The sequence below is a fragment of the Pontibacter toksunensis genome, assembly GCF_042686245.1.
GTDB classification, from domain to species: Bacteria; Bacteroidota; Bacteroidia; order Cytophagales; family Hymenobacteraceae; genus Pontibacter; species Pontibacter toksunensis.
This window is the reverse complement of sequence record NZ_JBHUOX010000004.1, coordinates 1-13,694: the sequence shown is the minus strand read 5'-3', so window position 1 is coordinate 13,694 and position 13,694 is coordinate 1. Positions and strand designations below refer to the sequence as shown.

Sequence of the window (13,694 nt, the reverse complement as noted above, 5' to 3'; positions counted from 1 at the left end):
AGGAGCCTGCGTCTTTTCAGAGTTCTCTCCGTCATCAGGGTGTAAATCAAATAAGGACCCAAAAAAGAGCTAGAGCCATGAAAAGATTCCATGTAAATGTACGCGTTAAGAACCTGCAAGAGTCAACGGCGTTTTACACAGCCTTATTTGCCACAGCGCCTACTGTACTGAAAGAAGATTACGCCAAGTGGATGCTGGAAGATCCGCGCATCAACTTCGCCATCTCATTACACCCTGAAAACGCCGGTATCGAGCACCTGGGCATTCAGGCGGAAAGCGAGGAAGAACTGGCGGAAGTATACGGCAACCTGAAAAATGCGAAGGGAGCCATAAGGGAAGAAGGCCAATGCACCTGCTGCTACGCTAAATCTGAGAAATCATGGATAACTGACCCGCAGGGCGTGGATTGGGAAGCATTTTATACGTTTGGCGAGTCAACGGTATATGGAGAAGGCGCGAATGCCAGAGCCGCACAAATTGAAGAGCATTAGTCCATTTATATAATAAACTGCATTAGCAGCAGCCACATGTGAAAATGTAAGATGTGGCTGCTGCTGTTCATTCCCATTTTATTTTAGATACAATCAGCTATTCCCATATTAGCTTTTCTTAAATTTAACAGCCGCCAATACATATTCTACTTGCTTTAAACAATCTTTCAAAACCAGTAGCGGAACATGGAAAACTGCTGTAACAACATTAAGCCCCATCAGGCTGCTGCCATAGACTCCTGTGCAGCCGTAGCGCCTGTATTCCTGGTTTATGAAGCGCAACTGAAAGGTTTTGTGCAGAAGCGGGTGCTGGATAAAGATGTGGCGGATGATATTCTGCAGCAGCTCTACCTAAAGCTGTATAAGAACTGCGAACAGCTGCAGGAAGTGCATAACCTGAAGGCCTGGCTCTACCAGATTACCCGCAACACAGTATATGATTTCTTCCGGGAGAACAGCCGCTGCCAACCCTTGGGTATCGAAACAGAGCTTGCAGTAGAGGAGCTGCCCGAGCAGGCGCGCCACGAGGTCGAGGCCCTGGTGGAGCCGCTTATCAACCTGTTGCCACCAGAATACGCTGAACCGCTCCGCCTGAGCGAGCTGGAAGGAGTCAGCCAGAAAGAGATTGCGCAACGGCTGGGTATGTCCTACTCAGGAGCCAAGTCCCGCATTCAGCGCGGCCGTGAAAAGCTAAAAGCGCTGTTCCTGGAGTGCTGCCACTTAGAATTTGATAAGGACGGACAGGTTATAAGTGCACAAGTGAAAGCCAGCTGTAGTGGTTCGTTATTCAATGCTCGTTAATCGTTGTTCGTTTTCGTATCACGTGACGTTTTGTAAGATTTGACTTGATGCAAATGCCTGCACAAACCTCTGGTTGAGCAGCAAACATAACGAGCATCATTAGCAACTCATCTCAAAACGGGTAACGATTAATAAGCAATTAAAATTTATACCGCACCTGCGCTTTCACATCCGACCTTCTGGGGCCTTCGATTATTTCAAGAGCCGAACCGATGGTATCCTGGTTGCGGTAGTGCGTGATGCCATACTTTACCCAGATATCCAAATCACGGAGGGGGCGGAACTGCAGCAGGGCATAGAGGCGGGTGCCTTTGCCGCTGAATGCCGGAATAGAAAAAGCACCCAGTACGTCGCGCTCGTACGCATACTGGCGGGTGTTATAGCTGTCGGTGTCGAAGAGGGCGTAGCGGGTGCTGAGCCGTACTTTGCTGAAAGTAAAATTCACATCCTGCGCAATCAGGTAGCCTGTTGTCTGAGGCGACTCATGGCTATAGGTACTGAACTGCACCCTCGACTTCAGGTGAAGCATGCGTGTGGGAGAGGTCTCGAAATAAATCAGATAATTCCTGCGCGCTGCCTGAGCCACATAATCTATGTTGGTGGTGTTATTGAACACGTTGCGTCCTTTGCTCTCATACCGCATCTGCGCATAGAGGCTGCTCTGGCGGTTGGGCCTGAAGTACAGCCGCACCAGGTATTCATGTCCGTAGGAAGGTGCATCCACATGGTAGCGTAGCCACGCAAAACGAAATCGATCATAATACGCGGTGACTTCCCACTTAGGCATGGGCCTGATTTTGATACCGGTGTAAAAGCCCTGCTCGTTGATGTTTCGTGTGCTCTCGCCAAATGCGCTGCCGTAGAAGGTGTGGAAGTTACGGGCATAGTAGCGGTAGAGCATGGAAAGTTCTATGTTGTTAGACAGGTTAGCGATGAGACCGTTTACGCTGCCGATGCCACCACTTTTGCTCATGGCCGATTCTCCAAACAGGTACACATTCTGCCAGGTATAGCTGTAGTTTGCACCAATGTTATAGTTGCTGGTGCCATTAAACTCGAAATGCTGGTAAGGAGCTCCCGCCTTCTGAATGGGAGAACTGTAATGAGTGCCCATTGCCGTAATGCCAGCAGAAAAAGCCCTGTTGTCAGATTTGTAATAGGCGTTTGCGCCATATACCTGCTCCCGTACCTGGTGCTTGTTTGCCAGCTCAGTAGGGGTGCGGTGAAAGCCAGTGGTTTGGACACCTGTGAAAAAGTCATTGAATGTGCTCAGCGTGTCAAGCTGTGCCTGCAGGTTGGCATCTACACGTTTGTTAGAGTAAAAGCCGGTAATATCTATTTTTCCTGCTGTATAGGTGGCCGCTGCTCCTCTCATAAAAGCATATTCCAGGACAGAGTTGTAAGGCCTGATGCCCAGGTTTGCCCTGCTCACAGTGGCAATGGTTTCGCTGCCCTTGCCCACACTGTAGCCCGATGAAAGCAATAACCCTTGCCCGAACTGCAACTGGTAATCGCCTAGTGCTATCGTTTTAAATTTCCCCTTATTGTAAAGCTGCAGGTGTGCGGTGTAGTAATCAAACCCATATCGGCGGGTGCCAGGCGACCAGGTGAATTGTTCCCCGGCGTCTTTCTCAGCCGTAATGCCGAAACTATAGTCGCGGGCATGGCTGACGCGGTAACGTAAGAATAACTTATTTGGGGACCCCAGGTAGCGGGTAGTAGAGCGGCTGCTGGTATTATCTATTGCGGAATAGCCACGGCGCTGTTGCAGTGTCCGCTCATACCGTAATATCAGCGCGTTGTTATCCTCCCCGATGACACGCTGCCACAGCGGCCTCTGGTCGGCCTGCAAACCCGCATCCTGCACCCGCACAAAAGGGAGCAACTGGTAAATTGTGAGCAGGTCGAAGTTTGGCACGGCCTGCAACTCATAAATACTCAGCAATTCCCCGTTCTCCTCTATGTACTGGAAGAAAGATGCAATCTGCGGCCGCGAAAGCAGGTACAGTGAAGCAAGTTCCTCTGGTGTAGTATGGTTCAGGTCGATGGGGCGCTGGTAGTACTGGAACAGCGTCTCGTACAAGTCCTCGTAGCTTATGTTTTCATCTTCCTGCTCAGAGAAGAGTTCCTGCACCAGCAGGTCGAGGTCGATGTTCTGGCGTGCGTAATCCTGTGCCTGCAGCGGCACCACAAAGAGCAACGTAAACCAACACAGCAGTAACCTTTGTACCATAGGCATCAGTACACAAAATAGAATATGTTTAAATCTCTCGTTAAGCTATAGGTAGTTTAATGTAGGTTATCTAAAAATAGTTACATGGAGCTCTTTCACCTCTTCTCTGCGATACTTGTTATCTCGGCTTTCTTTGCTTACATCAACCAAAAGTTTATCCGTTTACCTAGTGCCATTGCGCTCCTGCTGGCCGGTCTTTTAATCTCTTTGCTGGTGCAGGGGTGGGGGGCAGTGTCTCCTAAATTTGAGCTGATGGTGGAGGCCAAACTGCGGGGTATTGATTTTTCAGAGATACTGCTGGAATTTATGCTGAGCTTCCTGCTTTTTGCCGGTGCGCTGCACACTGACCTGGAAAAGCTGTCGAAGTCAAAGTGGTCTATCATGATTTTTGCCACTGTGGGTGTGGCCATTTCCACCGCTTTAACCGGTACAGCTTTTTACTTCCTGCTGCAAATTGTGGGGCAGCCCATTGATTATATCTACTGCTTGCTGTTCGGCGCCCTCATCTCCCCCACAGACCCCATTGCGGTGCTGGGCATCCTCAAAAAAGCCAACATCCCGAAGCAGCTGGAGGTGAGCATTACAGGCGAGTCCCTCTTTAATGATGGCGTGGGTGTAGTGGTGTTTATTTCTCTCTTCCAGATTGCCCAGCAGGGGCTGGCTAACATTGAGGGTTCTTTTATAGCAGAGCTTTTCCTGCTGGAAGTTGGCGGAGGCATTGTGCTGGGGCTGCTCATTGGCTACATTGCCTACTTCTTTATGAAGCGCATCGACCATTACCAGACAGAGGTGCTGATTTCGCTGGCAGTGGTAACCGGGGGCTACAGTATTGCCCAGATTTTTCACTTCTCAGGCCCGCTAGCCATGGTGGCGGCTGGCCTGCTGATTGGCAACCAGGGAACGAAGCTGGCGATGAGTGAGCAAACAGCAGACTACCTGACCAAGTTCTGGGAGATGGTGGATGAGATATTCAATGCCGTGCTGTTCGTGCTGATTGGGCTGGAACTGCTGTTAGTGCCCTTCAGGTGGGAGTATGTGATAGTAGGTTTGATTACGACCGTGATTGTACTGGTAGTGCGTTATATAGCCCTGGCCGTTCCATCTTATACCCTACGCCTTAACCGTGCCTTTACCCCCGGCACCTTGCCTATTATGACGTGGGGAGGTTTGCGGGGCGGCATCTCTATTGCACTGGCTTTGTCGCTTACCCCTGACATGCACCGCGACCTGATTGTGGCCATCACCTATGCCGTAGTGCTGCTGTCGCTGTTGGTGCAGGGGCTAACCATCGAGCCACTTATCCGGCGGCTTTCCCGAAAGAAAGTGACTGTATAGTTTACTCGCTTCTGGCTACATCGAACTGGTAAGAGAGGGAAAGGTGGTGGCTAAGGCCGAGTAGGGTGGTGGAGCCAAGAGCATAGTCTACCTGCAGCTGCCTTGCCTGAAAACCTGCGCCAAAAGTAGCTTTGCCCGTAAGGGTGCTGAAGCCGGTGCGTAGGGTAAACTTCTCCTTTAGTACCTGGTACTCAATACCTGCTTTAAAGTCAGCATCATGCGCTATGTTTTTCTCTGTCTCTATGGCTAACAGCAGCCGCAGGTGGGGCCTGTAAGAAAGGCCTGCCTTCATGATGGTGGCAAGGCGCTCATCCTCGAAGGACGACAGCCTCGCCTGGTTCAGGTTATAGGCATAGGCGCCAAAGTACAGGTTTGGAATTATCTCACCCTGCCCTCCAACTGATAAGGCCACGGCCTTTCTGCTGCCATAGCCCTCTACAGCCACCTGCCATACATCGGCTTTAGCACCCAAGCTAAACTGCCCCAGTTTATGCGCCACACCAATGCCAAGCGCCTGCTGGCTATACAACTCATCCCCAAACCTGCTCATGCTCAGGCCATAAGTGCCATACTTACCTGTAGGATATACGGCCTGCAAGGCCACTGTTGTGAATGCGCTTATGCCGAACCTGTTATGGACATAGGCACCCACCTCAGGCTGCACCATGTTTGCAATGCCTGCCACATTGTTGTGTAATGCCCATAAACCAGGAAGCGTGACAGAAGCATTTCCTAGGGCAGCGGCACGTGCACCCATTGGTTCATCTGCCTGCGCATGTGCTTCAGATAACAGCACTAACCCAATAAATAGCACTATAATTAGATTTAGCTTCATGAGATTCTGGAAGTACAGTGACAGGTATTTTTATATACCCATGTAAAAATGAATTTATTCATATGAACTACGAGTATCTCCATACGAATAAGTGATTTTTTTATACAAAACACTAGTACACTTAGTTATAGTTACAGTCTGTTTTTGCTCTTAAGTTGCTGTTACAAAGAAACTTATAATAGAAACCTTCCCTTGGTAATTTAGATTATGTACTCAATAAAATTGGATGTCTACACTTAGAATTAGTTTGTTGAAGCATAAATGAACTGAGATTGTATTTTAACAGGAGACATACCAGTATCCTAAATTCGTATTTAATGTACTTAGCTTCTGCACAAAAATTAATCTATTCCAATAACTAAATATAAATAAAACTGCTTATGAAAAAGACTTTACTATTTAACCTTCTGCTAGCAATAATGATGTCGATAGAATGCTTTGCACAAGGTACCACTACTGTAACTGGTACAGTGGTGGACGAGGAAAGCGGACAGCCTTTGCCTGGTGTGTCAGTTCAAGTCAGAGGAACAAATATTGGTGCTACAACAGGGATATCAGGCGAATTTAGTTTGCAAGTTCCTGAGCCAGCAGCATCTCAAACCCTTATTTTTAGATATGTTGGTTACACTCGGAGTGAAAGAGTTATAGGCAATCAAAGCACTATTGATGTCGGGCTTGTGCTTGACACGAAGCAGCTAAGCGAGGTTGTTGTGACAGCTTTCGGTATAGAGCGGGAGGAAAAGGCACTGAGTTACTCGGTGCAGCAGATTGATGGTGAAAAGCTGACCAGGGCAAATCAGCCTAACGTAACAAACGCCATACAGGGTAAAGTAGCCGGTGTTATTGTGCGTCAGTCAAGTGGTTTGCCAGGCTCCTCTTCCACCATCACCATTCGCGGTAACCGTTCTTTTACAGGTAACAACCAGCCGCTTTATGTGGTGGATGGTATGCCAATTGAAAGCGGCTCCATTCAGCAGGATCCTGTTACTGGTAACGGACCCGGTACAGGTGGTATTAGTGGTGCGGATGCTTCTTCCAGAGCACTTGATATCAACCCGAATGATATAGAGTCCATGACCGTTTTGAAAGGAGGTGCAGCTGCAGCGTTATATGGTGTCCGCGCTGCAAACGGTGTTGTTGTTATCACAACTAAAAAAGGAAAGGGCTTAGCCGAGAGAAAAGGAGCTGTCGTGTCCTTTAGTTCTGATTACTCCATAGATAAGGTATCTGTGCTGCCAGACCTGCAGGATACATATGCTCAAGGCTCAGGGGGCAATTATGATAACGCCACTTCCATTTCCTGGGGCCCTCGAATTAGTACACTTGGCGATGTGGTAAACGCTGTGGGAGAAACAGTGCCCGGGAATGTCGTTTTTGATAACGTAGAGCCTTTCTTTGAGACAGGCCACACTTTTACAAATTCACTCACTGTTGCCAATAACGGTGATTTTGGAAACTATGCCGTTTCACTTGGATACACCGATCAGGAAGGTATTGTGCCAACTACAGGCATGGAAAGGCTTAATGCGAAAGTAGCGGGAGATTTTACCGTTGATCCAAAGCTAACGCTGGGCGTATCTGCTATCTATTCAGATACACACGTCGATAAGGTGCCGGGTGGTTCTAACTTGTCCAATCCACTTTTCACGCTCTATGCGGCTCCCCGAACCTATGATCTATGGGGGCTCCCGTATGCCGACCCTGCCAACCCTTTCCGGCAGGTAAACTACCGTTCAGCGATTGATAACCCGAGATGGTCTGTGGCAAACAATGAGTTCTTTGAAGATACCCGCCGTTTTATTGGATCTGCGAATTTAGTTTACAGGCCAACTGACTGGATAACTGCAAATTACAGAATAGGTACTGACTATTTCACAACAGACGGTAAAGAAGTTTATCAGTTGGGATCCGGACAAACAGGTGGTAGAACGGCTACACCATCAGGTGGCCAGATAAACGACTATGTGTTCTCCCAAAACCAGGTTAACTCGAACATTTCTGTTTCCTTTATCCGCGATATTACAGAAGACCTGAATGCTAGTTTGTTGCTGGGGAATGAAATCTATGACATCAGGACACGCTTCATCAACAACTTTGGTTCTGGTATTCAGCAGGGCGGGTTTAACAACATAGCCAACACCATTGTGCAGACGAACAGTGAGATACTTACAAGTCGAAGGGTTGCAGGCTTCTATGCGAACCTCGAGTTAGGCTATAAAAATTACCTGTTCCTGACCTCTTCCGCACGCCAGGATTATGTATCTAACCTGGCGAGAGGCAACCGCGACTTCTTCTATCCCTCTGTGGGAGTAGGTTTTGTGTTTACAGATGCCTTTGGCATTGAAAGCAATGTGCTGGATTTCGGTAAGATAAGAGCCTCCTATGCAGAAGTTGGACAGGCACCGGAAGACGCTTATATCACGAGAAACGTTTTTCTGCAAGGTACCTCAGGGTCTGGTTTTTTGCAGGATGGTATTGCCTTTCCCTTCAACAGCGTGATAGGGCGTTCCTACAACAATACCTTGAGAACAACAGATCTTAGACCGCAGAACACCAAAACAGTGGAATTTGGAGGTGACTTCAGGTTCTTTGCTAACCGCCTTGTGTTTGATTACACTTACTATGTACAAACCACAACGGACCAGATATTTAGTGTTCCACTTTCTCCTGCTGCTGGTTTTTTATCTGAATTTAGAAATGCGGGTGAGTTACAGACGAAGGGACATGAGCTGATGGCAACCGTCATTCCTGTCCGGAACGAGACATTACAGTGGACTATCACCACAAACTTCTCTACTTATAATAACGAAGTGCTGGAGCTAGCCCCTGGTGTAGATAATATCTTCTTGGGAGGTTTTACAACGCCAAACATCCGGGCGCAGGCAGGTTCTGCATATCCTATCATCTTTGGTTCTTCTTATGTAAGAGACGATGGCGGCAACATTGTGGTGGACAGCCGCCAAACTATAAACGGAGCAGCCAATCCTTTCTATGGTATGCCACTGGTGGGCGAGTTTGAGAATATAGGCAACGTGCAGCCGGATTTTGAAATGTCCTTCATCAACGGCATTGACTACAAGGGCTTCGCCCTTAGTGCACAAGTTGATTGGCGTAAAGGAGGTAACATGTATGCTGGTAACACGCGCCTGCTGAAGATTTACGGTATGGCAGAACTTACAGAAGATCGCGAGACACCACAGGTTTTCGGAGGTTCTAAAGGCTTCTTCGATGCTGATGGAAATCTGGTGGTGGAAGGCGAAAACGACATTGCAATACCTCAAGACCAGTCTTTCTGGAGCAGATTGGACGCTATTACCGAGTCTAATATTTACTCTACTTCTTTTGTGCGACTAAGAGAGGTGGCGCTAAGCTATTCGCTGCCAGCCACTGTGCTGGAAAACACACCGTTCAGTAACGCCTCTTTCTTCCTGACAGGCCGCAATCTGTTCCTAATCACCGACTACCCTAACTTTGATCCAGAGACGAGCGTGGGTGGTGCCGGTAACTTCCAGGGCCTTGAGTATGTGTCTCTGCCACAGACGAGAAGCTACGGGGCCGGAATAAAAGTTACTTTTTAATTGTAAAAGAGAAAAGACATGAAGAAGAATATATTATTATACTTTCTGGCAGTTATAGGATTGGTCATAAGTACCAGTTCCTGTAGCGACGATGTATTAGATGAAATTGATACTAACCCCAATGACCCGGATGACGTCAGCATTTCACTGCTGATACCCCAGGTAACTGTTAACGTTCCGACCGCAGTGCATGGCGTTGACCTGGCATGGTACTCCTCTGTGTTTGTAAGGCACACGGCAGGGGTACATGCCCAGTTGCAGGAAGCGGACAGAAGGACAGACCTGGAGAACCCAACGCTAGTGAATAACGTGTGGAACAATATTTATGCAGGCGTTTTACCTGACCTCAATTACATCATTGCCAAGGGATCGGAAGGAGGATCAGAGGAAGGCAGCTATATCAGCGTAGGTATCGCTAAGATATTAAAGGCATATACTCTTTCGGTCGCCACTGATGCCTGGGGACGTGTACCTTACTCACAGATAGGGCTGGGGGTAGAAAACAGGCAGCCTGTGTTTGACCCACAGGAGGAAGTGTATGACCAGATATTTCAGCTGCTGAATGAAGCCATTGCTGACCTGGACAGAGGTGGTCCCAACCCCGGAAGCACTGACCTGATATTTAACGGTAATGTAACGGACTGGAAAAGGACAGCTTATTCCCTGTTGGCAAGATATTGGTTAAGATTAACCAATGTGAATGAGAATGCTGCACAAAATGCACTGGATGCCGCGCAGCAAGGTTTTCAGAATTTGGATGATGGATTTATTTTTAACAGCTACGAAAATACAGCCATTGGTGAGCACCCCTGGTTTCAGGAGCTAAATGATAGGTCACACCTTGCAGTTAGTGAAAGATTTATCGAGACGCTGGATAACCTGAATGACCCGCGATTAGATGCGATGGTAGCACCTGTGCCAAAAATTGGAGAAATAGTAGGGGCTCCAAATGCCACCCTTACGAACGATCAGGCAAACGTAGCATTCTCTGATGTAACCTCAGCAGTGCTGAACCCTACCTCTCCAATGCCAATGATGACCTATGATGAATTGAAGTTCATCGAAGCGGAAGCATACCTGCGTTTGGGTAACATGGCAGAAGCGTTCGAAGCTTACCAGGAAGGAATAAGGGCTGCGATGACACGGCAGATTGGTGGGTCTGCGTTTGATGACCTGGGTATTGATTTAACTGTCGCAATAGATGATTATCTGGATAATCCCTCTCTGCCACAATCACCGGCAACGTTGGACTTAGATGACATTATCAGGCAAAAGTGGATAGCTTATTTTTACTTTCAGCCTTTCGAAGCTTATAATGACTGGAGAAGGACGGGCTTACCTGAGTTTATTACCGAACATTCTATTTCGGCGCCGCCGCTCCGCTTCCCTTACTCGCTTAGTGAGCGTGATGCGAATGCTATCAACGTTCCAGATGTAAACATTTATACCAATGGTGTATGGTGGGATGATGGCACAGAAGATTAATCTGGTTATTTGTTACAATAGAAAAAGGCGCCGGGGATATCTCCGGCGCCTTTATATTTAGCTTAAGCAATGCTTAGTCTTTTACTTGCAGCTTCACTTTCACGTCGCCTTTCTTTTTCTCCACTTTAAACTCTGTTTTACCGGCACGAAGCTTTTCGTTTGCTTCTTTTATGGTGGCCTCTAACAGTTCGCCTTGTGGGGTAGTGGTCTCGGCTTTTGCCTGCGCAGCGTCGCCGGCACCCGGGCTGTTGCTGTCTACAATTGTCATTTCGTTTATCAGGTTCTGAGCACCAGCAAACTTATCGATCAGGAACAGCAGGTAACGTGAGTCCATGTTGATGGTGCGCTTATAGGCTGGGTCATATACGAGGTCACCCGTCATGGCTTCCCAGTTTCCGTCGAATGCCAATCCTATTAATTCACCACGTCCGTTAATAACCGGAGAGCCAGAGTTACCACCGGTAATATCGTTATCCGTGATAAAGTCAGTTACCAGTTCTCCTTTCGAGTTGGCATAGCGGCCGTATTCTTTCGCCTGGTATAGCTGCTTCAGTTTAGCAGGTACCACAAACTCCTCGTTGTTCGGGTCCTCTTTGGCCATCACGCCATCCAGCGTGGTGTAGTAGTTATACACAACACCATCCTGCGGGCTGTAATCCTTCACGGCACCATAGCTCAGGCGCAGTGTAGAGTTAGCATCCGGGTAGAACACTTTGTCTGGGTTCATCTGGCGCAGACCAGCCACATACAGGCGGTTCGCTCTATCCAGCTTGGCATTGCTTTCCGCCAGCTTAGGAGCAATGTTGCTTCTGTAGTTGGTGATGATAGAATTCACAATCTGGAAAGCCGGGTCATTTTCCAGTTTCTTCTGCGTCGGGTTGTTGTTCAGGAAGTCCTTTGTTTTTTGCTCTGACACCACAAAAGAGTTGCTGTACACATAGTCGGCCAGTTTCTGGAAATCGCCTTTGTACTTGTTTACTAGCTTTTTAAATTCCTCCGGCTGCTGGTCTTTCGGGATGTCCTCGTAGTAGTTCTTCATCAAAGCAGCGAACACTTTTTTGTCAGAGGCAGCATTATAGTCCTTGAAGTGAGACTCCACGCGAGGCATTATATCTTCTACTGCTTTCTGTACAGCAGCATGGTTACCAGAATTCAGTGTAGTATAAAGCGGTGACAAGCGGTACGCCATCAGCAATGATTCTACTCCCAGCACAGCCTCATTCAGATACACTGTTCCCAGGTTATACTGCTCGATGTTTTTATAGGCAGCTGCAATGTCGTTCAGCACGTTGCCATAGGTAGCCTTACGCGTAGCATCCGCATTGGCCCACGCCTGAAACTTATCCTCGTCCACAATTTTGCCTTCGATGGTGCGCATGCGCTTGATTCCTTCGTTCTGGCCGATGGAGTATTTGTAGTAGTTGGCTGTAGAAGCATACTTAGAGGCATACTTGATACGTGTAGCCGGGTCCTTGTCCATATCTCCTTTCCAGAGGCCAAGCTTTTGCTCACGCAGCTTAATGCGCGACTTGTTCAGCTGGTTTACTTCCAGTTTCAGGCCATGCGAGGTCATGAAACGCTTTGTGCGGCCAGGGAAACCGAATACCATAGAGAAATCACCCGGCTCTTTGTCGCCGATGTTGATGGGCAGGTGGTGCTTTGGCTTATAAGGCACGTTCTTTTCGGAGTAAGCGGCAGGTGAGCCATCCGGCGCCATGTACACACGGAACATAGAGAAGTCACCAGTGTGGCGCGGCCACATCCAGTTATCCGTGTCGCCACCGAACTTGCCGATTGAAGACGGCGGAGCACCTACCAGGCGCACATCGTTGTAGCGGTTGTACACAAACAGGTAGAACTCATTGCCGTTGAAGAAGTCGCGTACATAGGTAACATATTTCCCGTTCTCAGAAGCTTCTTTGGCTAAAGCCTGCGTACGCTCTGCAACTAACCTGGCGCGCTGCTCTTCCGGCGTATTGCTATCGATGCCTTCCAGTACTTTGGCTGTCACGTCATCCATGTGGTGGAGAATGTCTACGTACAGGCCTTCGTTTGGCAATTCCTGATCTTTTGAAGTAGCCCAAAATCCGTCTGTCAGGTAGTCATGCTCTGTGGTAGAGTGCGACTGGATAGCGCCAAAGCCACAGTGGTGGTTAGTGAGAAGCAAACCCTCCGGGGAGATGAACTCACCGGTACAGAAGCCACCAAACTGCACAATGGCATCTTTCAGGCTGGAGTTGTTCACAGAATAAATTTCTTCGGCAGTTAGCTGCAGCCCCTGCTTCTGCATGTCTGTATAGTTCAGACGCTTGATGAGCATAGGCAGCCACATACCTTCGTCTGCTTTGGCCGTAAATGGTGCGCTAAGCGAGACTAAAAGTAAGAGTGAAAGGATTCTTTTTAGCATTGAGATTTGTTTAGATGAATTAAACTGTTGCAAATTTAACAAATTATTACGGCTCCTAACAACTGTTAGGTTTCTAAGCCGTTGCAAAAACCAAACCATGTCCTGGATCCTCAAGAAAATTATGCTGGCGTTCATCTGGGTATACCAGCGTATGATATCTCCGCTTACACCCTCCGCCTGCCGCTATACACCCACCTGTTCGCAGTACGCTGTGGATGCTGTAAATAAGTACGGACCCTTCAAGGGAGGCTTAATGGCACTGAAGCGGATTGGGCGATGCCACCCATGGGGCGGCAGTGGATACGATCCTGTGAAATAGCTCTTGTAGTACTTTTGAAATGTGCCTGACTTAGTCGCTCTATTTGCTACAGCATTCACAGGTATGGTTAAAATATAAAATAAATTAGGCTGTGGTCTAGAATGTATGATGTTGGAATAAGTATGGCAGCAAGGGTGTTAGTTGAAAGTTATGTGCGAGATAACTATCCAGGTAAACTGCCCCTACTGCCACAGTATGAAGGTAGTCAAA

At 48.0% G+C, this 13,694-nt stretch carries 9 protein-coding genes; 6 read left to right on the top strand and 3 right to left on the bottom strand.

The window, feature by feature from the left end:
- Positions 1-77: 77 nt before the first annotated feature.
- Both ACFS7Z_RS06565 and sigZ read left to right on the top strand, forming a co-directional pair.
- Positions 78-491 carry an ArsI/CadI family heavy metal resistance metalloenzyme gene (locus ACFS7Z_RS06565; RefSeq protein ID WP_377482574.1) on the top strand — a complete coding sequence of 138 codons (414 nt, stop codon included), beginning with the start codon at positions 78-80 and terminating at the stop codon, positions 489-491.
- A gap of 186 nt (positions 492-677) precedes the next feature.
- On the top strand, positions 678-1,292 hold the full coding sequence (sigZ, locus tag ACFS7Z_RS06560) for an RNA polymerase sigma factor SigZ (protein WP_377482572.1): 615 nt from the start codon (positions 678-680) through the stop codon (positions 1,290-1,292).
- A 139-nt stretch (positions 1,293-1,431) separates the two neighbouring features.
- Here the strand turns inward: sigZ and ACFS7Z_RS06555 are convergent, their stop codons facing one another.
- Positions 1,432-3,525, bottom strand: coding sequence for a ComEA family DNA-binding protein (locus ACFS7Z_RS06555; RefSeq protein WP_377482570.1), 2,094 nt, complete (start codon positions 3,523-3,525; stop codon positions 1,432-1,434).
- Positions 3,526-3,609: 84 nt separating this feature from the next.
- Here ACFS7Z_RS06555 and ACFS7Z_RS06550 point away from each other — a divergent pair, with 84 nt between their 5' ends.
- Entirely contained in the window at positions 3,610-4,860 is a 1,251-nt protein-coding gene (locus ACFS7Z_RS06550) for a cation:proton antiporter (protein WP_377482568.1), read from the top strand.
- A gap of 1 nt (position 4,861) precedes the next feature.
- Here ACFS7Z_RS06550 and ACFS7Z_RS06545 read toward each other — a convergent pair whose 3' ends face one another.
- Positions 4,862-5,695: a hypothetical protein gene (locus ACFS7Z_RS06545; RefSeq protein WP_377482566.1), complete on the bottom strand. Its 834-nt coding sequence runs from the start codon at positions 5,693-5,695 to the stop codon at positions 4,862-4,864.
- A gap of 380 nt (positions 5,696-6,075) precedes the next feature.
- On the opposite strand from ACFS7Z_RS06545, the gene ACFS7Z_RS06540 reads away from it, so the two are divergent.
- Entirely contained in the window at positions 6,076-9,273 is a 3,198-nt protein-coding gene (locus ACFS7Z_RS06540; protein ID WP_377482564.1) for a SusC/RagA family TonB-linked outer membrane protein, read from the top strand.
- Positions 9,274-9,291: 18 nt separating this feature from the next.
- A complete protein-coding gene (locus ACFS7Z_RS06535) occupies positions 9,292-10,758 on the top strand; it encodes a SusD/RagB family nutrient-binding outer membrane lipoprotein (RefSeq protein ID WP_377482562.1) in 1,467 nt (488 codons plus the stop codon).
- A 73-nt stretch (positions 10,759-10,831) separates the two neighbouring features.
- Here ACFS7Z_RS06535 and ACFS7Z_RS06530 read toward each other — a convergent pair whose 3' ends face one another.
- Positions 10,832-13,165, bottom strand: coding sequence for a S46 family peptidase (locus tag ACFS7Z_RS06530; RefSeq protein ID WP_377482560.1), 2,334 nt, complete (start codon positions 13,163-13,165; stop codon positions 10,832-10,834).
- A 97-nt stretch (positions 13,166-13,262) separates the two neighbouring features.
- On the opposite strand from ACFS7Z_RS06530, the gene yidD reads away from it, so the two are divergent.
- Positions 13,263-13,484: a membrane protein insertion efficiency factor YidD gene (gene yidD / locus ACFS7Z_RS06525; protein ID WP_377482558.1), complete on the top strand. Its 222-nt coding sequence runs from the start codon at positions 13,263-13,265 to the stop codon at positions 13,482-13,484.
- Positions 13,485-13,694: the final 210 nt, after the last annotated feature.